The 19,044-nt window shown below is 41.7% G+C and carries 24 protein-coding genes and 4 pseudogenes; 10 read left to right on the top strand and 18 right to left on the bottom strand.

Annotation, left to right across the window (positions count from 1 at the left end):
* Window positions 1-41 precede the first annotated feature (41 nt).
* From V7K97_RS07685 to V7K97_RS07675, 3 genes and pseudogenes are all read right to left on the bottom strand, one after another.
* Window positions 42-284, bottom strand: a pseudogene (locus V7K97_RS07685) (DUF4351 domain-containing protein); the annotation flags it as partial.
* Between the two features lie 197 nt (window positions 285-481).
* A complete protein-coding gene (locus tag V7K97_RS07680; RefSeq protein ID WP_334800252.1) occupies window positions 482-1,447 on the bottom strand; it encodes a DUF4351 domain-containing protein in 966 nt (321 codons plus the stop codon).
* Window positions 1,448-1,474: 27 nt separating this feature from the next.
* The gene (locus tag V7K97_RS07675; protein WP_334800238.1) at window positions 1,475-3,412 is read right to left on the bottom strand and encodes a GAF domain-containing sensor histidine kinase; all 1,938 of its coding nucleotides are present in this window, start codon (window positions 3,410-3,412) and stop codon (window positions 1,475-1,477) included.
* Window positions 3,413-3,452: 40 nt separating this feature from the next.
* Between V7K97_RS07675 and V7K97_RS07670 the strand changes: the two genes are divergently transcribed.
* The 3 genes from V7K97_RS07670 (at window position 3,453) to V7K97_RS07660 (ending at window position 5,494) form a co-directional block, all read left to right on the top strand.
* Window positions 3,453-3,653 carry a hypothetical protein gene (locus tag V7K97_RS07670; RefSeq protein WP_334800236.1) on the top strand — a complete coding sequence of 67 codons (201 nt, stop codon included), beginning with the start codon at window positions 3,453-3,455 and terminating at the stop codon, window positions 3,651-3,653.
* A 244-nt stretch (window positions 3,654-3,897) separates the two neighbouring features.
* Entirely contained in the window at window positions 3,898-4,620 is a 723-nt protein-coding gene (locus V7K97_RS07665; RefSeq protein WP_334800234.1) for a Uma2 family endonuclease, read from the top strand.
* Between the two features lie 151 nt (window positions 4,621-4,771).
* On the top strand, window positions 4,772-5,494 hold the full coding sequence (locus tag V7K97_RS07660; RefSeq protein WP_334800249.1) for a hypothetical protein: 723 nt from the start codon (window positions 4,772-4,774) through the stop codon (window positions 5,492-5,494).
* 37 nt (window positions 5,495-5,531) lie between these two features.
* Here V7K97_RS07660 and V7K97_RS07655 read toward each other — a convergent pair whose 3' ends face one another.
* The 5 genes and pseudogenes from V7K97_RS07655 to V7K97_RS31955 form a co-directional block, all read right to left on the bottom strand.
* On the bottom strand, window positions 5,532-5,690 hold the full coding sequence (locus tag V7K97_RS07655) for a type II toxin-antitoxin system HicA family toxin (protein ID WP_334800232.1): 159 nt from the start codon (window positions 5,688-5,690) through the stop codon (window positions 5,532-5,534).
* Window positions 5,691-5,736: 46 nt separating this feature from the next.
* Window positions 5,737-5,937, bottom strand: a complete 201-nt coding sequence (locus V7K97_RS07650; protein ID WP_114084373.1) for a type II toxin-antitoxin system HicB family antitoxin — start codon at window positions 5,935-5,937, stop codon at window positions 5,737-5,739.
* A gap of 139 nt (window positions 5,938-6,076) precedes the next feature.
* Window positions 6,077-6,286 carry a ParE family toxin-like protein gene (locus V7K97_RS31960; RefSeq protein ID WP_442936884.1) on the bottom strand — a complete coding sequence of 70 codons (210 nt, stop codon included), beginning with the start codon at window positions 6,284-6,286 and terminating at the stop codon, window positions 6,077-6,079.
* Window positions 6,276-6,497, bottom strand: coding sequence for a hypothetical protein (locus V7K97_RS07645; RefSeq protein ID WP_334800231.1), 222 nt, complete (start codon window positions 6,495-6,497; stop codon window positions 6,276-6,278). Before V7K97_RS07645 ends, V7K97_RS31960 begins: the two co-directional genes overlap by 11 nt.
* A pseudogene (locus V7K97_RS31955) lies at window positions 6,494-6,712 on the bottom strand (hypothetical protein). The gene V7K97_RS07645 and the pseudogene V7K97_RS31955 overlap by 4 nt, the downstream one beginning before the upstream one ends.
* 268 nt (window positions 6,713-6,980) lie before the next feature.
* On the opposite strand from V7K97_RS31955, the gene V7K97_RS07640 reads away from it, so the two are divergent.
* The 4 genes from V7K97_RS07640 (at window position 6,981) to V7K97_RS07625 (ending at window position 9,053) form a co-directional block, all read left to right on the top strand.
* Window positions 6,981-7,943: a hypothetical protein gene (locus V7K97_RS07640; protein WP_334800229.1), complete on the top strand. Its 963-nt coding sequence runs from the start codon at window positions 6,981-6,983 to the stop codon at window positions 7,941-7,943.
* Between the two features lie 11 nt (window positions 7,944-7,954).
* Complete coding sequence (locus V7K97_RS07635) at window positions 7,955-8,359, top strand: hypothetical protein (RefSeq protein WP_334800226.1); 405 nt, start codon at window positions 7,955-7,957, stop codon at window positions 8,357-8,359.
* 183 nt (window positions 8,360-8,542) lie between these two features.
* Window positions 8,543-8,785 carry a CopG family ribbon-helix-helix protein gene (locus tag V7K97_RS07630; protein ID WP_334800225.1) on the top strand — a complete coding sequence of 81 codons (243 nt, stop codon included), beginning with the start codon at window positions 8,543-8,545 and terminating at the stop codon, window positions 8,783-8,785.
* A complete protein-coding gene (locus V7K97_RS07625) occupies window positions 8,775-9,053 on the top strand; it encodes a type II toxin-antitoxin system RelE/ParE family toxin (protein WP_334800224.1) in 279 nt (92 codons plus the stop codon). Before V7K97_RS07630 ends, V7K97_RS07625 begins: the two co-directional genes overlap by 11 nt.
* Before the next feature lie 32 nt (window positions 9,054-9,085).
* On the opposite strand, the gene V7K97_RS07620 is transcribed toward V7K97_RS07625, so the two are convergent.
* The 8 genes and pseudogenes from V7K97_RS07620 to V7K97_RS07585 all read right to left on the bottom strand — a co-directional run bounded on the left by V7K97_RS07620 (window position 9,086) and on the right by V7K97_RS07585 (window position 13,731).
* Complete coding sequence (locus V7K97_RS07620) at window positions 9,086-9,163, bottom strand: hypothetical protein (protein ID WP_334800248.1); 78 nt, start codon at window positions 9,161-9,163, stop codon at window positions 9,086-9,088.
* Window positions 9,164-9,239: 76 nt separating this feature from the next.
* Window positions 9,240-10,079, bottom strand: a pseudogene (locus V7K97_RS07615) (RNA-guided endonuclease InsQ/TnpB family protein); the annotation flags it as partial.
* A 435-nt stretch (window positions 10,080-10,514) separates the two neighbouring features.
* On the bottom strand, window positions 10,515-10,889 hold the full coding sequence (locus tag V7K97_RS07610; RefSeq protein WP_334800223.1) for a hypothetical protein: 375 nt from the start codon (window positions 10,887-10,889) through the stop codon (window positions 10,515-10,517).
* A gap of 268 nt (window positions 10,890-11,157) precedes the next feature.
* Window positions 11,158-11,376: a BrnA antitoxin family protein gene (locus tag V7K97_RS07605; RefSeq protein ID WP_334800222.1), complete on the bottom strand. Its 219-nt coding sequence runs from the start codon at window positions 11,374-11,376 to the stop codon at window positions 11,158-11,160.
* An 11-nt stretch (window positions 11,377-11,387) separates the two neighbouring features.
* Window positions 11,388-11,720, bottom strand: coding sequence for a DUF5615 family PIN-like protein (locus V7K97_RS07600; RefSeq protein ID WP_334800221.1), 333 nt, complete (start codon window positions 11,718-11,720; stop codon window positions 11,388-11,390).
* Complete coding sequence (locus V7K97_RS07595; protein WP_334800220.1) at window positions 11,717-11,941, bottom strand: DUF433 domain-containing protein; 225 nt, start codon at window positions 11,939-11,941, stop codon at window positions 11,717-11,719. Before V7K97_RS07595 ends, V7K97_RS07600 begins: the two co-directional genes overlap by 4 nt.
* 13 nt (window positions 11,942-11,954) lie before the next feature.
* Complete coding sequence (locus V7K97_RS07590; protein WP_334800219.1) at window positions 11,955-12,233, bottom strand: LapA family protein; 279 nt, start codon at window positions 12,231-12,233, stop codon at window positions 11,955-11,957.
* A 58-nt stretch (window positions 12,234-12,291) separates the two neighbouring features.
* Window positions 12,292-13,731, bottom strand: a complete 1,440-nt coding sequence (locus V7K97_RS07585; RefSeq protein WP_334800217.1) for a phosphoglucomutase/phosphomannomutase family protein — start codon at window positions 13,729-13,731, stop codon at window positions 12,292-12,294.
* A 147-nt stretch (window positions 13,732-13,878) separates the two neighbouring features.
* Between V7K97_RS07585 and V7K97_RS07580 the strand changes: the two genes are divergently transcribed.
* A complete protein-coding gene (locus V7K97_RS07580; RefSeq protein ID WP_334800216.1) occupies window positions 13,879-14,733 on the top strand; it encodes a PD-(D/E)XK nuclease family protein in 855 nt (284 codons plus the stop codon).
* An 805-nt stretch (window positions 14,734-15,538) separates the two neighbouring features.
* On the opposite strand, the gene V7K97_RS07575 is transcribed toward V7K97_RS07580, so the two are convergent.
* Together V7K97_RS07575 and V7K97_RS07570 are read right to left on the bottom strand one after the other, a co-directional pair.
* Window positions 15,539-17,308, bottom strand: coding sequence for a WD40 repeat domain-containing protein (locus V7K97_RS07575; RefSeq protein ID WP_334800214.1), 1,770 nt, complete (start codon window positions 17,306-17,308; stop codon window positions 15,539-15,541).
* Between the two features lie 377 nt (window positions 17,309-17,685).
* Window positions 17,686-18,081, bottom strand: coding sequence for a hypothetical protein (locus V7K97_RS07570; RefSeq protein ID WP_334800212.1), 396 nt, complete (start codon window positions 18,079-18,081; stop codon window positions 17,686-17,688).
* Between the two features lie 376 nt (window positions 18,082-18,457).
* On the opposite strand from V7K97_RS07570, the gene V7K97_RS07565 reads away from it, so the two are divergent.
* Window positions 18,458-18,871: a hypothetical protein gene (locus V7K97_RS07565; RefSeq protein ID WP_334800254.1), complete on the top strand. Its 414-nt coding sequence runs from the start codon at window positions 18,458-18,460 to the stop codon at window positions 18,869-18,871.
* A pseudogene (locus V7K97_RS07560) lies at window positions 18,783-19,043 on the top strand (NAD(P)H-binding protein); the annotation flags it as partial. The gene V7K97_RS07565 and the pseudogene V7K97_RS07560, both read left to right, overlap by 89 nt.
* Between the last annotated feature and the right edge of the window lies 1 nt (window position 19,044).

Genomic DNA, 19,044 nt, shown 5'->3' with positions numbered 1-19,044 from the left:
TGATTACTTTGAGGGCGGGTTTTCTACCTGCCCTTTTTATTTTAAGCTGATTTATTTGTTTGCAACCAGTTAAATAAATCTTCCATAACAGTAAAATCTAACAAAGCTTCGCCAAGGTTTTCTAACTGATTTAAAGAAAGAGATTGGATGCGCTCTTGCAATTGTGGTGATAATTCTCCCACTCGTCTTTGTAATAACCTTAAAATCAGCCATTGTTCACCTTCTTGTTTACCGCGCTCGTAGCCGATGCGCTCACCTGTAGTTACGTACCTCATAGTCCACTCCCAATACGGTTCGGATAAGGTTACTCCCAATACGGTTCGGATAAGGTTTTTTGATGACACGCCGCTAATCGCAAAGACGCGATAAATCGCCGTCTTTACAATAATCAGTCCTTTGTCAAGACGGCGATTTATCGCGTCTCTTGCCTTAACCGAACCGTATTGAGTCCACTCCTGCTAAAATTTCATAAAAATAGATTTTAAGCTGATTTATTTGTTTGTAACCAGTTAAATAAATCTTCCATAACAGTAAAATCTAACAAAGCTTCGCCAAGGTTTTCTAACTGATTTAAAGAAAGAGATCGGATGCGCTTTTGCAATTCTGGTGATAATTCTCCGACTCGTATTTGTAATAACCTTAAAATAAGTTGTTGTTCACCTTCTTGTTTACCCTCTGCTTTCCCGCGTTCGTAGCCGATGCGCTCACCTGTAGTTACATATCTCATAGTCCGCTCCTGCTCAAATTGTTTAAACTCTTCCCAAAACTGATTTTCCAATGCCTTTGGTAATATCATAACCCAATCGATAAATCGATATAGGTTACGAATATCCTGCTCTTCTAAACCCAAATCATATAGTCTGCGAATTAAGCTAAACTTCCATATTTTACGTTGTTCAGGTGATGAGCGTGTCTGCTGGGTTTTCAAATGCGCCATGACGACAGTTGCAAATGGATTATCGCTATTTTCTAACTCGTGAAAGCGATTTTCATAATCCAAAAGTTTAACACTGCCAAATTCAAAAGTTAAGCGAGTATTGGGATAATTGTAACTGTAATTGCTTGGTCGCCATTCGCGGTTTGAATCACAGAGAATTGCAAGGCTAATTGCTGGTCGATCAAAGCGGTCAAATATGCGAAAGTTGTAGGTAAACATCCGCTTGGAAAAGTTATCTTCTTTTTGTGCTTGAATTTCAACATAGACTAATAACCAAAGTTCTTCCCCTTGGGTTTGCCAAACTTTGACTAATTGATCGGCATATCTCTTACCCTGTTCAGCTTCACGAGCTATTTGTTGAAATTCTTTATCTAGAAATTGGTATGGACGTTCCCAATTAATTAATGCATAAGTTTCTGGAAAAAAGAAATCCATTGCTTGGGGAAAATAAGCTTCGATAATTTCTTTCCAGGGGCTATCAAAATCAGCACGATTGCTAACATTAGTCATGTCATTTGTCATTTACCTAAAGTAGCATCAAATTCGGGATAGAGTCGCAACATTTGTAGTAGCTAGTTTACAGCTTTGGCAAATTGGAATCTCAACCCAAAATTCTGCTCCTTGTCCTGGTTCCGAAATACACCAAATAGCTCCATCGTGTTTTTCTGTGACAATCTGAGCGCTAATTGCCAATCCTAATCCTGTGCCTTTACCTGCGGGTTTTGTGGTAAAGAAAGGGTCAAATAGTCGTTGCTTAACTGCTTCGGTCATGCCAGGTCCATTATCTGCAATTTGTACAGTTATGCGATCTGAGTTGCGTAACTCAGTACGAATTAAAATCTGGCTGGGGTTAGCTTTTATGTCCTCAACAGTTCGCTGATTATTATAACTATCCAAAGCATCAATAGCATTACCAATCAGATTCATAAATACCTGATTTAGTTGTCCGGCATAGCACTCCACTAAGGGAATATCACCATATTCCTTGACTATTTCAATTCCGGCATTTGCAGACGTTTGTTTGAAGCGATTTTGTAAAATTAGTAGTGTGCTATCAATACCTTCATGAATGTTGACAGGCTTCATATCCGCCTCGTCAAGTCGAGAAAAATTCCGCAAGGATAGAACTATTTCCCGAATGCGATTAGCTCCCATTTTCATTGAAACTAATATTTTCGGGAGATCCTCAGCCATAAAGTCAAGGTCGATGGCTTCTATATAAGCTTGTACTTCAGGTGTTGAATTAACATTAGACTTTTGATAGAGTTCTACCAGTTCTAACAAGCCCAGGGTATATTCATTTACATGGGTCAAATTGCCGTAGATAAAGTTAACTGGGTTATTGATTTCGTGAGCTACACCAGCCACTAATTGACCTAAACTCGACATTTTTTCGGTTTGAATTAGTTGAGCTTGAGTCTGTTTGAGATTGTGCAGAACTTGGTTGAGTTGTTCTGCTTGAGTAGTAGCAGCAACGGTAGCAGCGCGGCTTTGATTATACAATTGTGCCTGGTCAATAGCGATCGCTAACTGGTCAGCCACACCTCGAATCAGTTCTACCTCATCATCGCTCCAAGAATGCAGCGCTCTACTATGTTCGCAGACAATCACACCTAAGGGACCCGACTGAGTTTGAACCGAAACTGTGAGTAGAGACTTAAAGCCCAAACTCACCAATAAATCCCGATTCCTGGAATCAAGCCAGGAATCTGTCGCAATGTCATCGAAGCAAAGCAAATTCCCTCTTAAAACAGCCTCACTCAGTGCTTCCAGCTTCTGAATAGGAGAATCGCCTAAAGGTTCTGGCAAGTCGGGAGCGCAGGCTTCCTGACTCAGCTGAAAGCTAGTAGATTCATCTTCTATTTGACACCAAAGAAACTGGCATCGATCAATCTGGAGCAGTTCTCGAACTTCACCCACTACTGTACTCAAAATCGTATTTAGATCCAGCGAGTTGCGAATTTGACTGGATAGACGAGTTTTAAGAATTTTCTCCCGCTCAACTAGCTCTCGCAACTGGGCTTCAGACTGCGTTAACTCTATTTGCGCCATCTGACGATTAACACTAGCTCTTGCTAATAGCCAAGAACCAATGCCAATTAGTCCTACTAACCCGGCATATAGGAGTAGCAATTGACTCAAAAATCGGTTTGATTTAGTCGTCAACATCTCTGGGGACACCCATGAGACAATCTTCCAGTAATAGGACTTGGTATCAATTTGATTTTGGCTTGGTGCAAAAGCCTGTCCTGCTCCGGTACTAGATTTTTGCCCTTCCACAAGGGGGTAAACTGTAGCAAAAGTGAACATTCCCTCAGCAGTTTGGAATTGTCCCGATTCTTTTTGAGAAATTTGCTGCCATGCTTGGGGAAAAGTTTTGCCAAAAGTGCGGTTTTTGCGACCGCTAAACATAAATCCCCATTCATCCTCAGGCTTCGCCCCTTTTAACCAGTAACCATCGGCATTCAGCAGCATTCCTTGGCTAGAGGCGTTAGTGAGAACTTGATTAAAATTCGTGAATGAATCTGTGGTGACATATCTGAATACTCAAGTACAACTCAAAAATCGGGCTAAAAATCAGCGAAGTTCCAGCTGCGCCACGTTTTCTGAGTCAAGGTTGAGAGAAAACTTTTTCTCCTTGGTAGATATAGGTAATCAGCCCAGCTACCAAATTCACCATGAAATTCAATACTCTGCGACTTCTGGAATGTTCTAGTTGAACAATATTCCACCCTTTTTTGTTATTGTCAGTTAGACACTCTGGTAATCAGTACCGAAAAACCACGAATCTGATGTAAAGATTTTACACTTCTAAGTATTTTCATACGGAGAAGAGAGACATCAGGCAATGTTTACGATGGCTACGCCGACGCTAAAAATGGTTCTTTATTCTGGCGCTGCGATCGCACATCAATAGATTACGTACAATCTATCTAGAATCAGATTTGGCAAAACCGCTCATGTTAAACTACAATCCACTGCATTGTTTGCCATCTTCCGAAGAATTACCCGACTCAGATGATACCCCTGTGGATAATGAACTCCAAAATTTAATTCCCGGCTTGCTGAAAACGACATTAGCTTTGGCTTGGTGCGATCGTTGGGATTGGTTCTTTGGTGTTGATATGGGTGTTTATTATCACCCAGATAAACCAGCTATTGTCCCTAATGGGTTTCTCAGCTTAGGAGTTAAACGCTTCATTGATGAGGATTTGCGCCTAAGTTATGTACTGTGGGAAGAAAATAAACCACCGATTTTAGCATTAGAAGTTGTTTCCCAAATATATCGGGAAGAATATACCACCAAGAAAGAATTTTATGCCAAAGAATTAGAAATTTTATACTACGTTGTATATAGTCCCCTTCGGCGTAAAAATCCACCTTTGGAAGTGTATCACCTAGTTGATGGGGAATATATCTTAATATCAGGAAATCCCGTTTGGCTACCAGATATTGGTTTAGGAATTGGGCGAGAACGGGGAATTTATCAAGGTATGGTGCGCGAGTGGTTGTACTGGTATGATGAAGAAGGGCAAAGATTGCTGACACCAGAAGAACGCATCAGGGAAGCAGAAGAACACACAGCTTTTGAACAACAGCAACGTGTGGAAGCAGAACAACAAGTGAAAATGTTAACGGAAAAGTTGAAGGCACTTGGTGTTGATCCAGAAACTTTGTCATAGATTCACCAAATTTTGTAGTTTTCGCTGCCTTAAATGTTAATTTGCTTCCTGGTTAGGGAATTATATCTATAAAGTAACTCATCGCTTGACGGTACAAATCGTCAAGGCTGGTTGCTCAATAAATATATTTACCAAAACCTTCATCGAAAATATGGAAGTTAAATTAGGATTTGGAGCAGTACCAAAACCTCAATATGTCTTTGTCAGCAAAGAATCAGATCACTGTTGGTATATGCTGGCTGAAGATGAAAGACGCATCCCAGTTTATGAGAGAGCTTTGACTGGAGCGATAACAGGAATAGAAGTTAACAAAAGGGTTGAAACTAGGTTTGGAGTAGTTGAAAAAACTGATTTATATATTTTGGCAGACAAACCCTATATTATTCGTTCAGGAAGTGAATCTTACTTCTCTAAAAGTTTGTTGTTATCTTTAGATATTCTTACTCCTGAACAACTGCGTAATCTACTAACGATTGCTGTTAGCCCAGGAGATAGTAATGTAGTTTTTTGTAATATTTACGATCCAGTCACTTATCGCTCTGTAGGTGTTAGTTGGGATGGACATAAGGAATTAGACTGGCAAACTCTAGGGCAAAAAGTAAGTTTGAAAATTAATAAAATTCACAATTTCAATCAAGATAAAAATCAATCTCAACCAGAAACAAGTGACAATATAAAAACGGTTGAAACACGTGATGTTTTTATAGCTCAAACTGACACATATTTGACCCAATTAAATTGGACTCCAGAGCAGGGAAGGGATTATTTGCAGCAAAAATATGGCAGGCGATCGCGTTCACAACTCACTGATACAGAAATTCTGGACTTTATTGATTACTTGAAGCTACAACTAACCCAAAGTTACCAAACTTAGGTGCTGTTATGTGAACTTTGGATAATTACGATCGCTTTTAGTCCAAATCTTCTTCGGTAAGTCCAGCATCTTTCATAATACTTTTCAAAGTTCCAATCGGTAAATCTCGATTACTATGAACCGCAACGGAGAGGATAACATCAACACCTTCTTTTACGTAAATATGATGACGCCAGTAATCCGTTTCAATTCCCAACCCTGCCGTTCCAAAATTTTACAAAGTGCTTTACCTGAAACCGCTTTCATAGCGATATTTCAACCAACTGTTTCTCCGGGTCAAGTTCTTCTCGTTCGCTAGCAACTTCCAACCAACCTTGAATTGCATCTTGCAGCATCTCTAACAAATGTTCGTAGCTGTCTCCCCAAGTGTGACATCCTGGTAGGGCAGGTACAGAAGCACACCACACACCGTCTTCTTGCCAGATAACTGCTTTAATTTTCATTACCAATCATCTCCACAAGATTGCGACTAATATTCTAGCGTCAAGCCAAGTGCTGCATCTACGCCCGTCGGAGACATAGCTTGTCCATTCTACTTCCTGAGACAATGCCTTTCTTAATCAGATGACACGCCCTCAGCAACTAGAACTGAAATAGTAGGTTGTCGTAATCTGCATGAGTGCCAATCCAGTACCACACAATACCACTTTCGTTTCGCACACCAACAGCACGATAATTTTTGCTAACACGGACAGAGTATATATAGCGGTTCTCGCTTGGATGCAGTACAGTTTTGACCTCTCTCCAAACCTCTCTCCTAAAAGGAGAGAGGCTTTGAATCTTACTCCCCAACGCTAGAAGGGAAGGGGCTGTTCTTGTTAGGTCTGTATTCCATGCAATTGGGAACCGCTATAGGCTCTCTAGGATGCACTTGCTTGAAACGAAGACCAGGATGCCAGGGATCTTGCTTAAACTGCTTATAGGCTTCGCGTGCCTGTTGCTGAACCTGCTGAGGAAGATTAGCAAATAAGTAGCGAAACTGAGCGGTTGTTCTGGATTTCACAAGGTTTCTGGATCTAGCTCTTGGGTTTTGCCTGCTTGGTCTTCAGCTAAGGCTGCCACTGCAAGTTCAGCTAGTACATCATGAGACTTTGCAAATACTTTTTCCCAATGGGCTTCGTCTTCCAGTTCTTCCAGAATGAGCGCAGCAATTGCATCTTACTCTGTTTCAGGAAGCTGTTTTACTCGTGCGATCGCTTGTTCAAGTAGCTTGGTCATAGCTGTTATGCTGCTGTCAAAAAGACCTGCTGAGTATCTATTCTACGCTTTTAGGGGACATTGAAGCCTGCGTACTCCACAGTAATATGCGATCGCACTCAACACGAAAAGGATTGACAACTGCATTCATTGCAGTCTCAAATTTATACCTTCTGAATGTTCATTAGTTAGTATCTCCGGGAAAGATAAGTATAAGGTGATGCATTGTTTTTATGGCGAACCCGTAGACAAATAATAACCAAATACTAATCACAATCAGGAGTATTTCATGATTCCACTGATTTTGGGTGCTATTGCTTTAGGAACCGCCGCTTTCGGAGCGGTAAAAGGTGCTGAAGGTGTTGGCAATATGAATGAAGCAAAGGAAATTGGTGAACGTGCCGAAAAGCGTCACTCCTATGCAGTTAGTGAGTTGAAAGCAGACTGGGAGGCGACTAACAAGCTTGCAGAAGAGTATGGTCAACTTCAGCTTGATGTGATGATAAGTACAGTTGGGCGCTTTGTTGACTTTATCGAACGAAATATTGGTAAAGCAAAACAAAGCGAGAAGGAGTTTTTAGAAGGGCTGGAAGGAATTTCAGTTCAGCAGATCAAGGAGTACAAAGCCGCCGCAGTAGAAGCCGAACAGTTTTTCAACGGTGGCACTAAGGCGATTGGGGCAGCAGCAGCAGGATACGGTGGTGCAATGAGTCTTGCTACCTCTGTAGGAGTAGCCAGTACTGGGACACTTATAGGAGGACTTAGCGGTGCAGCAGCCTGGAATGCAACTCTTGCATGGCTAGGCGGTGGCTCATTAGCTGCTGGTGGTGGAGGTATGGCCCTTGGTTCTCTTGTGTTAGGTGGTATCACTGTTGGCCCTGCTGTCCTTATTGGAGGTTTTGTGCTTGCTGGTGAAGGCGAAAAAGCATTGACAAAGGCATGGGAATATAACGCTGAAGTCAACACTGCGATCGTTAAAATTGAAGCAGCAAAAGACTTTATGCAACAAGTAAAACGGCGGATTACTGAGTTACAGGGTGTATTTGAATGTCTGAATAAATCTGCTATTTTAGGTCTTCAAGAACTTGAATCTTTACCATCATTCGACAAAAACAGGGACGCTAGTAAGTTTCAAAAAGTCGCACTTTTTGTTAAGGCACTTGCAGAAATCATGAAAACTCCTGTTTTAGATAGTGAAGGGCAGTTGAATCCTGTTACTGCGAATATACAAGCCAAATATCATACTTTGTGAGGTAATTAGGAATGTCGGTCAAAAAAGTTACCACAGTAGTCAAGGAATTTCTCAATCCTGCTGAATCCTTACAGCAAATGGTTTCAGCTTATACTGAATACAGAATAATTGCCGAACAGGAACAGACAAATAGACGGGAGATTGATGCTTGGGAAAAAGAAACAATCACCAAGATTAACGCCCAGCGAGAGTTGCTGATGGCGTATCTAGATCGCTCTTTTGATGAACGTGCAGAAAACTTTCGCGCTTTGTTTGCTGTCGTTGATAATGCGATCGCAGCCGGCAATAATGAACAACTAGCCCTTACCTTAAACTCAATCACAGAAATAGCTAAATCTAGCCCCTTCAAAGAACTTGCAAATTTAGCTTCTGTTCGCGCCGCCCTGGATGATCCAGATCACGAATGGACATTTTGATTTTATAACAGTGCGATCGCTCTCCCAAAATATTTCAAAAAAGCCTACGTTGCTAGGCTTTTTTCATGTAGTACGAGGCTTACAGGCTACAAGCGCTCTGAGATAATAGCGATCGCTACTATAATCATATTGCATTGCAAGATATTGCAATATAATATATTGCAAGACAATTTTCACAAGACAATGAGCAAAGAAAATATTACGTTTCGGATAGATAGCGATCAGAAAGCTGCACTTGATGCGATCGCAGCAGGGATGAATCGCGATCGCAGCTACGTACTTAATGAGGCGGTAGCCACTTATCTAGAGATGTATCAGTGGCAAATCGAGGAGATTCAAAAGGGTATTGCTGAAGCGGATACTGGAGATTTTGCCAGTGATGAGGAAGTCAAAGCGACTTTTGCAAGACTTACTAATGGAGATTAAGTGGCTGCGTCGTGCGCTTCGTAATTTGGAACAAGCCCATAGCTACATTCTGAAAGAGAATCCAGAAGCAGCGCAGGAAGTGATATTGAGGATTCAACTTGCTGCCAATCAACTTGAGAATTATCCTTTTATGGGGCGAACTGGACGTATAGAAGGTACAAGGGAGCTAGTAGTTTCTAGCACGCCATATATTGTTATTTATCGAGTCAAAGAAGAGTCAGTAGAAATTCTTCGAGTTTTCCACACGTCAAAGCGCTATCCAGATTAGCACCACTAGCCACACAGTCACAAATAAAGTTATCAAATATCGCTTGCTTCCGGTAGCCAGTCTTCATCCAACACTAACTCTAAAAAATATGGGCACTCTTCTGGAAACACAGATAGAAGTATTCCCGTTTGCTTGGCTGCTTGCCGACGTGCCCTTGGCTAATTTGTGGTTGGCAATCATGCCCGATACATTCAGATCCTCAATCCTAATGACAGCAGCTTTCCGGCTGATGTCAGTCGTCATTTTCTGGGTTGTATCTTGCCTGATGTTGGCAATGTGAGCGTGTTGTCTACTCAGTTGAATGTAGTATTTTTTAGCGTTACTTGATGCCCTAATTTTTAGCTTTTTGTTTCCAAGTGTCTTTTTGCGATTACGCCACTGCAACTTACCCAGCTTGATTTTCGCTTTTTTAGTGGTAAGCGGCATATCGTAAAAAGTACCATCAGAACAAGTAGCTAAAGTTTTCGCGCCGAGGTCTAAACCCAATTTTTCGATTGGGTGAATTATTGGGGGAATCTTTTCGGCATCAAGAGTAAAGGACACGAACCATTTATCAGCAGTTCTGGATACAGTAAATGTTTGAGAACTACACATAAAATCAATTCGCTCTTTTAACCTAAGTTCCTTCAATGCTGGTAACTTTATTAGCTTTCCGGGATTGATGACAACTCGATTGGTGAATGGCAGCGCTGGCTTACCTTTTTCAAGATAAATACCAGCAGTTTTGTACAAGGTAAATGAGTCCCCTTTTTTCTTTAACTTCTTTTTAGGGAAGTCTGATATACCTTTGCGCCACCTCGAAAAAGCATTCTTCAAGTCGATAAATGCTGACTGATAAACTGTGGACGGATATAACTTCATCCACGCATATTCAGGTCTTTGCATTGTGACTTGAGTTAGAACTTTCTTGATTGCATCGATGCGTTTAGAGTCCGAAGCTTGTACATCTTCAAAACTCCAGGACGCAGTTAATAGTTCTAATCCATAGTTGTAAACAAACCGTTTAAAACCAGCATTGCCGCGCATCAAGGAGGTTTCAACATTATTTAGTTTTAATTCTCGCTTGATAGCAAACATAGCTAAACTTTTGCAAACTTCCTTACTTGAACAAGTATACCCTACTTTGAACAAGGATCAACACCTTGAGCAATTAACTTTACCTTTTCCTTGTATTTGCGTAATCCATACAAGCGACTAGAAAAGCAATGTACGATTGACAACAAATCTTCAACGAAGAGGCAGGGGGCAGGGGGCAGGGGGCAGGGAGCGGGGGGAAATGACCCCTGACTCCTGCCTAGTTTGCGGAGCGGAACATGTTCTTAGGGACTTCCAAAGAAAAAAATATTCCAAAACTGACGCAAAAACCTCTGTATTTCTCCTCTCTCTGTGTTCTCTGCGCCTCTGTGGTTCGTTTATTTGCATAATTTATTTCTTGGAAATCCCTTACGTCCCCCACTTCTGCTAAGTGGTTCTCGTATTGGAGGGGTCGAATCCCTTTTCTGTTCTATCCCCCTTGCTCCCTGCTCCCTGCCCCTTTTCCTCTTTTTCAACCAGTTCTTCATGGGGTGACAATGCCTCACTATTGGCTACTACAACCGTTCCCCCTCCCCAGATAATGATTTGTTCTACTAAGTCAAAACCAAAGCGGCACAGTCTGTCTTTGTGGGCTACATACACGCATTTGATTTCCCCTTGAATTGCCCATTGAATAATTTGCAGAAACTTTTTACGCTTAAAGTTAAGCCCACCGCCTATTTCTTCGATTCTGTCAGTGACTACTACTGCGAGTGCAACACAAAACCTATCCATAGATTCAACTTGGGCTTTGTAGATCATCTTTTTGTCCATGTGATGAAACACGGCAATAGATAATTATTCTTGTTGGAAACTTACCGGACTTGAGATTTCGAGCCAGTGCTAAGTGTGATTCTGTGTAAATTCTTTGATTGCCTAGCGTCCATTAGGCGCGTTAGTTTCCCTTCTGTCTCCCACCGCCTTAATGTCGATGAAGAAACACCGATTAATCCGCCAAATTCTGCAACCTTCCACATAAACTTGTCTAAAATACCTAATTCTAGATAAGTTTAGCAAAGTTTTCTGTCATTTAGTTTATCTCTTCTAACGGTTCACGGCGCTGCTGAATATACTCACGCAAGGCATCGTTAATCAAAGTTTGGTAATTTCCCCCACCTGCGGCGTGAACTTGGTCACGAAACCATGCTAGTACTTCATCATCTAGGCGAATTGTAATTCGAGTTTTGCCTGTTGGTGTTGATTCAATCGCTCCCCGCTTGCCCTGGCTAAAATCATACTCAGCTTCCATAATTTCCAAATCTAATACAGTGTCAAAACTCCCAAATCTGGATTTTTGTCAAAAGCTTGGATATCCCCTATATGCGATCGCAAAATCTCTTCAATCTGTTTGGTTGAACAATTACCATAACGAATCCAAATCACTTTGGGAGGAAATCCTCGCAAAATGCTTAACTCATTAAAATCAGCATCTCTCGTGATAACAGTAAATCCACTTTGTTGGGCATACTCCCAAACAGTTAGATCATCTGCTTGATCTAAGCCTATAAGAAAAAGATGCTGAGAGTTTGGGTATATATCAGCCAGTCGATCAACTAACCGAGGTGATAAGTTATGGTCAAATAATAACTTCATGCTTGCATTGTCAGCATTTGCCGTTCTCGATCAGCCGCATAGCTTAGGCAAGCCAAAATATCCTCTTGTGTCAAATAAGGAAAGTCATCAAGCACTTCCTCGTAGGTCATGCCAGAGGCCAGATAAGATAAAACATCGTATACAGTAATTCGCATTCCTCGAATACAAGGCTTACCACTTCGTTTTCCTGGTTCGATTGTAATAATGTTTTGATACTGCACAGCTATTCAACCCTCAAAAGTCTTCATCATCAACAAAAAACTCCGCATCGTCTTCTAATCGAGAATTACCCCGCCCAGAACCAGCAACTCCCCAGAGTGGTTGCAGCAGTGCCATGCCAATTAACCCTATACCGGCACTAAAAGCCATCACTAAACCCATTGGTATCTGAATCGATTGGAATGTTAAGAATTTTAACGATACGGGTGTGGCATTTTGAACTGAAATTACCGCGATCGCTATTACCCAAACCGCTACAACTAGAGATGTCAAAAAAGGAGCGAAAGTTTTCATATCTTAATAAAATTTAGGAGTTAATAATTCTTAACTTATAACTCCTAACTTTGAATTATTAAACAGCTACTGCCTCTAGTTTAGCAATGGCAATCTCTAACTCTTGGGCGATTCGGGTGAGTTTTTCGGGAGTGTTGGTTTCTAGATAGACACGTACCAGAGGTTCTGTACCGGAAGGGCGCAATAAAATCCAGCTACCTTCTTCTAAATACAGCTTAATACCATCTTTACGCCCCACTTCCTTGACTTTAATTCCTGCTACCTCTACAGGTGGATTTTTAGTAAAGCAGTCGATGACGGCGGTTTTGTGCGCCTCTGACAGGTGCAAGTCTAGGCGGTTGTTGTAAAGTGGTCCATCGGCTTCGGCGATCGCTTCTGCCACCATCTGACTTAAGGGTTTGCCTTCATAAGCGATCGCTTCTGCCACCAGCATATCCGCTAAAATCCCGTCTTTTTCGGGAATATGCCCGATAATACTCAAACCGCCTGATTCTTCTCCACCAATTAATACGGTAGTTTCGCGCATTTTTTCGCCGATGTATTTAAAGCCGACTGATGTTTCGTAAATTTCCAGCCCATTTTTAGCAGCGAAATTATCCAGCAGGTGGGTTGTAGCGACGGTGCGGACGATCGCGCCAGTTTTACCTTTATTTTTGATTAAATGACGTGCTATAACTAGCAACACAGTATTGGGAGTGAGGAAAGTTCCTTGTTCATCAACAATACCAAAGCGATCGCTATCTCCATCTGTCGCCAAACCCAAATCGGCGCGATCGTGGATTACTGCTGACACTAACTCAACTAATTGTTCTCCCTTGGGTTCTGGCATTCCACCCCCAAATAAAACATCCCTCCAATCGTGGAAACTTTCTAACTGAACGCCACAATCTTGCAAAACTTCATCTAAATAGCCGCGAGAGGTAGAATACAAAGCATCATACTTTACCTTTAAATTAGCGCTTTTGATTTTTTCTATATCAAGTAGGGTGTAGATAAATTGTAGGTAATCAGGTTTCGGATCGAAAATTGAAATTGAACCTGATGGGCTGCTTCCAGGCAACTCATCCGATGCACTTTCTATATTTGCCACAATAGTATCAGTAATCTCTGGTGTGGCAGGCCCAGCATAATCGGGGATATATTTAATTCCACAGTACCGTGCTGGATTATGGCTAGCAGTAAACATCAACGCCCCTGCGGAATTTAGGTAACGGGCGTTGTAGGCAATTACTGGTGTGGGGCAATCCCGATCAGTAATTTTCACAGTCCAACCCAATTCTGCCAGGATTTGGGCGGCTGTTTGGGCAAACTGGTCAGCTAAAAAGCGAGTATCGTAGGCAATAAGTACTGGTCTATCTTTTGTATAGGCTTTTCCTAAATAAATGGCGATCGCCCTTGTTACTTTCCGCACATTGGGGAAAGTAAAGTCATCGGCAATAATCCCTCGCCATCCATCAGTGCCAAATTTTATCTTGCTAGAATTGCTACTAGTACTCATTAGTGCTACTTGCTTCCGTACATTATCAGTACTATTAAAAGCTTCCGGCAAAGCGTGTCTAGCAGCAACTATCCCCCGAAGTTGTTTTCTAAGGAAGCCTTAGCTTAAACTTCTTCCCACCGTATTTTCTCTCACTGTTTCTGAGCAATGTCAACCCCCGATCGACCTTTTGCCAGTTATCACCTTTGGTCTCTAGTTGCCCCAGCGACTGGGCAAGAACGCTGGCATTGCCAGATGAGACGGGGGTTTATCAAAGCGCGGCAACACGAACCACAAGTTAAAGTGCTTTTAGGGCAAGCCACCGCACCCCAGAGGATTGGGATACTCGCCCAAAAAGGCGTTTATGAGTTTCATCATCACAGGCATCTGTTGAAGCAATCAGATGGTGTAGAAAGAGTTGCACGGCTACTGAAATTAGCCAACTCCAGCGTTCAAGTGCAGCAACGCGTGCTGCAAATTTTGCAAAAATATCATAATGCGCCGTTGCTTTTGGATAAAGATATTATTCAATTAACTCCGGGTGATGAAGGTTTTCCTAAACCGATAGTAGTTGAACAAGAAGATTATTGTTTCCGCTTATATGCGGCTATGGACTGCGTTTTCATTGAATCTGATAGCACTTTACATATTTTAGATTTCAAAACGGGTAAGTCGGCTTTTGACCGCCGACAGGCATTAGTTTATTTGTTAGCTGCTCGTTATCTTTATCCTGGACGGGAAGCTGTTGCATCATTTTATAATTTAGAAATATGTAAAAAATCTGAGTTAATTAGCATCAATAATTGTGAGTTAGAATCGTTAAAATTGGAGTTAGCGAATATTGCCCACAAGCACCAGCACGATTTGCAAAAATATCAGGAAGAAGCTAGTAATTTTAGTAAAATCTTTCCTCCAAATCCTGGATCTCACTGCCGCTTTTGCCCATTTAATTCAATATGTGAATTTGCCGATTTTAAGCAGCATCAATCGTATCCACTGCCCAGTTTAAGAGTTAGCAGCTAATTGGTTTACCGAAGAAAGGCAGAGGGCAGGAGGCTAGAAAATATATTTTTTGCCCTCTGCCACAGGGTTATGAGAGGCCTAAATTTATTTATGCAAAATAAAAAAATATGTGTTTCGAGACGCGCAGCGTAAAAGGTTGTTTGAAAAGTAGTTATATCATGTCCGCTTGATTACTTATTAAACCCGAAGAACCCCACGCCGCCAAAGCTACGCTTTGTCTCCCCTCCCGAAGAGCTCTTAGAGGTTGTTTGAAAAGTTGTAAAGTATACTCAAAACCCCGCTTCCATTCCTCTCCCCGAAAGGTCGAGAGGCTTTGAAACCCCCATTCCCTTGTAGGGAAGGGGGGCTGGGGGGTTAGGTTTTTGAGGCTTAGATGTTACCAAAAAAACTTTTCAAACATCCTCTTAGGGGTTGGGGGTGGGGTGCAATGACTGGGGGAATCATAACTATTTATACGGACATGATATTAGGTGTGATTTTAGGCACTCGCTGATCCCCCCTAGTCCTGCTTTTTAAGGGGGGAACCGGAATCAAAGTCCCCCAATTTATCGGGGAGCCACTGCGGTCTTCTCCCTTGGCGCTAGCCTCTCCCTTTGGGAGAAGGGGAGACGCTAAGAGCGTTAGCGAGTCCGCGTTCGCTTTTAGCGTCTCGTAGAGAGCGTCTGGGGGTTTCCCCCATGAGCAAGTGGCGTGGATTTAGGGGGATCTCCAAGGGTTAGGCGTATAAAAAAAACTTTTCAAACAACCTCTAAGAAATACCATGTCCTTATTAAATCCCCTGAATTTATTTGTCACTCCTTAACTCCTAACTTCTCTGCCAAATTTTAATTGTCTTATCCAAACTCCCGCTTACCAACATCTCACCGGAAGTTGTGAAGGCTAATGCTGTGACTATATTCCCATGACCTGTAAAGGTACCCAACAATTCCCCGGTTTGGAGATGCCACAGTTTGATGGTTTTATCAGCACTACCGCTAGCGATAATTTGTCCATCGGGACTTAAAGCGATCGCATATACTCTATCTTGATGTCCTTTAAGAGTATGCAATAATTCCCCAGTCTCCAATTGCCAGATTTTAATGGTTTGATCCCAGCTACCACTCACCAGCAGTTTACCATCTGCACTGATTGCTAAGGAGCGCACGATGTGAGAATGACCCATGAGGGTATGCAGTGGTTGTGTGTCCTTTAAACTTTTGATCCCCATCTGGGGTGAGGTGCGCCAGACTTTGATTTTGCGATAGCTACCTATAACCAGAGTTTGACCATCTCGGCTCAAAACTAGGGAATGAGCAGCTGTATCATCTAAAGAGAGTGCGATCGCAACCTGACGATGCATCAAATCCCAAAACAGAATTTTTCTGTCATCTCCGCCTGTCGCTAACATTCTGCCATCTGGGGTGAAGGCAGCACACCGCACTACCCCATTATGTTTGTGCAAAATATCTATCAAGTCTAAAGCGCCGACATGCCAAAGCTTAATTGTGGAGTCTGCACCACAACTTACTAAAGTCTGGCCATCGGAACTAAAAGCCAGGGAATTCACTTCATCCACCAGCCCAGATATCACCCAAGGATACTCTGATAATGTCTCGATTAATTCACCCTTGCTTAAATCCCAGAGTTTCGTCTCGCCACGACTACCACTTGCCAATATGGGTAAAGGGTTGCCATTCTTACACCCGGAACTGAAAGCTAGGCAATTAATCCCTCTGTTGTGTCCTTGTAAAGTCTGCCAACATTCCCAGTCGCCGACTAGATCCTTGAGGCAATGGTCTGATGGTAGAGTTTGTATTGTATCTGCGATCGCTCTCTCATTAATTAATGGCGACGTGTCTTTCTTGCCAATAAGTGATTCTAAATACCAACTCAACCCCCCTGCATACAACAAGTTACTCGGAGTTACATACAGTTTTGGTTCAGTAAGTTCAAGTTGATTTGTAGGTAAAAAGCCTGTTATTATACTTTGCTTCTCGTAACCTAAATTACCTGTAGATGGATAAAACAAACATAGAAAAATTAATACTTGGTGATTTTTCAAATCCTCTTGAGTAACCGACCACCTAATTTTGTCTTTCTTAATCCTATTAAAACTTTCTCCATCAGCAACGTAAACTTGAACACTTAGCTGAGGATGATCTTTGAGTACATAAGAGAATTTGCTTTCACCAGACAAATTTCCCTCATCATCTAAAATCATGTTTTGCACGGTATCTTGTGACACCTTTTTTACCAATTTGCCCAAGCGTTCAGTAATTACTCGATCAACAATATGCTCCCGTAAAAGATAATCTTGGGCTTGTTCCTGGAAGTGTTTAGGAAAAGGTATCGTCCAGTCGGGAGGTTCAGGATATTCCGGCGGTGTGGGCGGCGGATTTCTGGCGAGAACTTCTGCTTGTTGGCGAGAAAGCTCTTGGAGTCTAGCCAATGGCTCGCCCCAAAATGCGATCATCTCAGTGTGACAACCTTTAACTTGACTTTCTAGCAAAGATAAGTCATAAGTTTTAGGTTTTTTCACACGTTGAAGGAAGTCAGTTTGTTGAGCTTTGAGTAAGCTAATCCAATCCATCTGCATTCCTGCGGCAAACTATACCAATGCAATTACTCAAGTTTATAACCTTAGTTTATTAAAAATTCAGTAATCTTAGCAGTCTAGTAAAACATAGCCATTAGCAGATGTTTCTGGGAAAGAGATAGCAATTAGACGTTTCATGAACTGATGCAGCTGAAGTATATAGAATTAGATGATGTCTGTTAATTCTAACGGACAGGTCGAAGGAGATACTGTTTCCCTAGAAACAGTTATCGCTGCCAAGAAAAGTTTAATCTGAGAGCGATTTCAAAGGTTGCGGTAACGTCAAGTCAACAAATGCCTACACAAAAACGACTTAGTAGCGATAATTCTGGGGTAGATCATCTGAAATCGCCATAAATGTTGAAGATTGGCTAAGTTTAACCTTTGCGTTTTGGTTGTCTGGGTGTAGTACTGACATTAGATGAGTCGCCAAAAGTATCTCTTGCTTCGATCTGTTTAATTTTCATTTGCAAGTTCAAGTCATCACTGCTAACAATTGTTTCTAAATTCGCTAATCTTTGCTCTAACAGTTCTATTTGCTGCTGTTGTAAATAGTTAGTTTTTGATTTTTGCTCATCAGAACGCCAGACAGCAACTGTCCCAACAGCTGCGCCACCAATGGCAACTAAAGGAAGAATAGCACCGCTTCTAGTAACGGCTGACAGTGGGACACAAACTCCGAGAATGGCTACTGTAATTAGCCAAATTCTTGTGGTGGCAGATAATCTGACATCTTGGTATTGTTCTAGATTAGGTTGAGATTTTTTAGCCATAATTAAATCCATTGAAAAGTTATTTGCTACACTGGCACAATTGTTTCCTGAAATACTTCCTACATTTGGGTTAGGTATAATTGCTATTCTAATATTTTTGCAATTTATAGTTACTCAATAGACATCTGCTGAAAAAGAATGTAGAGACGTAGCACTGCTACGTCTCTACAAGGGTTCTGGTAACGCAGATTTAATTTCTGGAGATGTCTAATATAGACCTAACCCCCAACCCCAACGCTACAAGGGTTGGGGAGTCAGATTCAAAGCCTTTTAGGAGAGATGTAAAAGTCTGCTATGTCACTATATTTGGGTTGCTACGAGCAGTTGTACTAGGGCAATAGAAAAATTTTCTGCAAATGATCTTAGGAAGAACCAGATGACAGTCCGTGCTTTTTTCCAAGCTGCTAAAATCGAGGGTTTCCAGTCTCCTTACGATACCATTCACCTGAAAATTTTCTATCCAGCCCAGATGTTGAGGCGTAAAGTAGAAATAAATAGGGAAATTTTGCCAGTTGATTTAGAAAAGGCACCTTTTCCAGTAGTGATTTTCTTCAACGGCTTTAACTGTGATGCTCAACAATATCAATGGTTGGCGGTTAGACTCGCTGAAGGTGGATTAGTGGTGATTCTCTTTAACTGGATTGCGGAAACTATACCAGGAATAATTAGTCTGACTCCAGGGGTTGATTTTGAAAAGAGTAGACAAAGCCGAACAACACTTAATTGCCAGTGGACTCACCTATACAATCATCCGTCCAGGTGGACTCAAGTCAGAACCAGCAACCGGTAATGGCGTTTTGACTGAAGATCCCCAGATTATTGGTAGCATCAATCGTGCAGATGTGGCGCAGTTAGTTGTTCGCTGTTTAAATAGCCAACGCGCCAATAATAAAATCCTGTCAGCCGTAGACCGAAATATGCTATTTGAGCAAACAGAATTTGCAGAATTTAATTTGGAGTAAT

Source organism: Nostoc sp. (assembly GCF_036917815.1).
In the GTDB taxonomy this organism is placed as follows: Bacteria; Cyanobacteriota; Cyanobacteriia; order Cyanobacteriales; family Nostocaceae; genus Nostoc.
Note: the sequence above shows the minus strand (reverse complement) of the source record. Positions and strands in the feature narration are given on the sequence as shown.

Excerpts from the sequence above, each read along its gene's own strand:
- V7K97_RS07680 (WP_334800252.1), bottom strand. The coding sequence starts at position 1,447 with ATGACTAATGTTAGCAATCGTGCTGATTTTGATAGCCCCTGGAAAGAA.
- V7K97_RS07660 (WP_334800249.1), top strand. The coding sequence starts at position 4,772 with ATGGAAGTTAAATTAGGATTTGGAGCAGTACCAAAACCTCAATATGTC.
- V7K97_RS07650 (WP_114084373.1), bottom strand. The coding sequence starts at position 5,937 with ATGAAAATTAAAGCAGTTATCTGGCAAGAAGACGGTGTGTGGTGTGCT.
- V7K97_RS07570 (WP_334800212.1), bottom strand. The coding sequence starts at position 18,081 with ATGGCTAAAAAATCTCAACCTAATCTAGAACAATACCAAGATGTCAGA.
- V7K97_RS07630 (WP_334800225.1), top strand. The coding sequence starts at position 8,543 with ATGAGCAAAGAAAATATTACGTTTCGGATAGATAGCGATCAGAAAGCT.
- V7K97_RS07585 (WP_334800217.1), bottom strand. The coding sequence starts at position 13,731 with ATGAGTACTAGTAGCAATTCTAGCAAGATAAAATTTGGCACTGATGGA.
- V7K97_RS07600 (WP_334800221.1), bottom strand. The coding sequence starts at position 11,720 with ATGAAGTTATTATTTGACCATAACTTATCACCTCGGTTAGTTGATCGA.
- V7K97_RS07640 (WP_334800229.1), top strand. The coding sequence starts at position 6,981 with ATGATTCCACTGATTTTGGGTGCTATTGCTTTAGGAACCGCCGCTTTC.
- V7K97_RS07625 (WP_334800224.1), top strand. The coding sequence starts at position 8,775 with ATGGAGATTAAGTGGCTGCGTCGTGCGCTTCGTAATTTGGAACAAGCC.
- V7K97_RS07605 (WP_334800222.1), bottom strand. The coding sequence starts at position 11,376 with ATGGAAGCTGAGTATGATTTTAGCCAGGGCAAGCGGGGAGCGATTGAA.
- V7K97_RS07665 (WP_334800234.1), top strand. The coding sequence starts at position 3,898 with ATGTTAAACTACAATCCACTGCATTGTTTGCCATCTTCCGAAGAATTA.
- V7K97_RS07675 (WP_334800238.1), bottom strand. The coding sequence starts at position 3,412 with ATGCTGCTGAATGCCGATGGTTACTGGTTAAAAGGGGCGAAGCCTGAG.
- V7K97_RS07575 (WP_334800214.1), bottom strand. The coding sequence starts at position 17,308 with ATGCAGATGGATTGGATTAGCTTACTCAAAGCTCAACAAACTGACTTC.
- V7K97_RS07635 (WP_334800226.1), top strand. The coding sequence starts at position 7,955 with ATGTCGGTCAAAAAAGTTACCACAGTAGTCAAGGAATTTCTCAATCCT.
- V7K97_RS07610 (WP_334800223.1), bottom strand. The coding sequence starts at position 10,889 with ATGATCTACAAAGCCCAAGTTGAATCTATGGATAGGTTTTGTGTTGCA.
- V7K97_RS07580 (WP_334800216.1), top strand. The coding sequence starts at position 13,879 with ATGTCAACCCCCGATCGACCTTTTGCCAGTTATCACCTTTGGTCTCTA.
- V7K97_RS07565 (WP_334800254.1), top strand. The coding sequence starts at position 18,458 with ATGACAGTCCGTGCTTTTTTCCAAGCTGCTAAAATCGAGGGTTTCCAG.
- V7K97_RS07590 (WP_334800219.1), bottom strand. The coding sequence starts at position 12,233 with ATGAAAACTTTCGCTCCTTTTTTGACATCTCTAGTTGTAGCGGTTTGG.